The 898-nt window shown below is 59.9% G+C and carries 1 protein-coding gene; it reads right to left on the reverse strand.

Features of this window, described 5'->3' with window-relative positions; genetic code table 11:
- The coding region (locus CSZ94_RS27350) for an ISAs1 family transposase (protein WP_102124367.1) at nt 1–898 on the reverse strand (898 nt) is incomplete at both ends.

Below are 898 nucleotides of genomic sequence, written 5' to 3' on the forward strand. Positions count from 1 at the left end.
ATACGGCAATCGTCTTCGCGGAATGCAACATCGAGCACCCAGTGCATGCTGTTTTCGATACCCCAGTGGGCACGTACAACGTGCGCCAGCTTGGCCGCCTTCGCTGGCAGACTGCTGATGTAAAACCGGCGCTCCACGCTGGCGGTGCCGCTGCTATTTCTGCCGATCACTTCGCGCGTCGATTCGATCATGATCAGGCTTTGTACGCCTGTCCAATGCTGGTTTTGCTGACCCAGCCAATCGACGTCGTTGGTGACCAGGCAGCGCCGGGTTTCAATGCGCCCGTGATCCTTTTCGGTATGGCTGTGTTCCCAGAAAGGACGATCCAGTGCTCCCGTCTCGGCCGCATCGAACCATAACCGGATCGCTTCGGCCAGTCCTGGCTGGTTGTCTTTCACGCCCAGCACATAGTCGGCGCCGCCGCCGACTATCCCGGCCGCGATATTGTGCTGGCACCCCATCGCGTCGATTGTGATGATGGCACCCTTGATATCGAGCGTGGCGAGCAATTCCGGGATGGCCGTGATCTCGTTGCTCTTGTCGGCGGTGCGGACCTGGCTCAGCGTCATTCCGCTGGCGCTGCTCCATGCCGACACCAAGTGAATTGCGCTATGCTTGCCGTCGTGCGAGCCGCGTACGCACTTGCCATCAACAGCAATATGCTGGCCGTGCAGCGCGGGACACATCGAGCCCATCCACTTGACGAAGCATGCCTCGAACTGTGTGGCGTCAAGCAATGAAAATACCCGGCCAAAGGTATCGTGCGAGGCGATGCCGTTGGCAAACGGCAGATGTTGGCGCAGCCAGTCGAGCTTCGTTTCGCTCCACTCGACAACCGTCGTCCAACTCTCAGCGCCACTGATGACGGCGCAGATCGCCGCCAGCAGCAACTCGTCGA

Source organism: Janthinobacterium sp. ROICE36, from assembly GCF_002869965.1.
Taxonomy (GTDB): domain Bacteria; phylum Pseudomonadota; class Gammaproteobacteria; order Burkholderiales; family Burkholderiaceae_D; genus Janthinobacterium.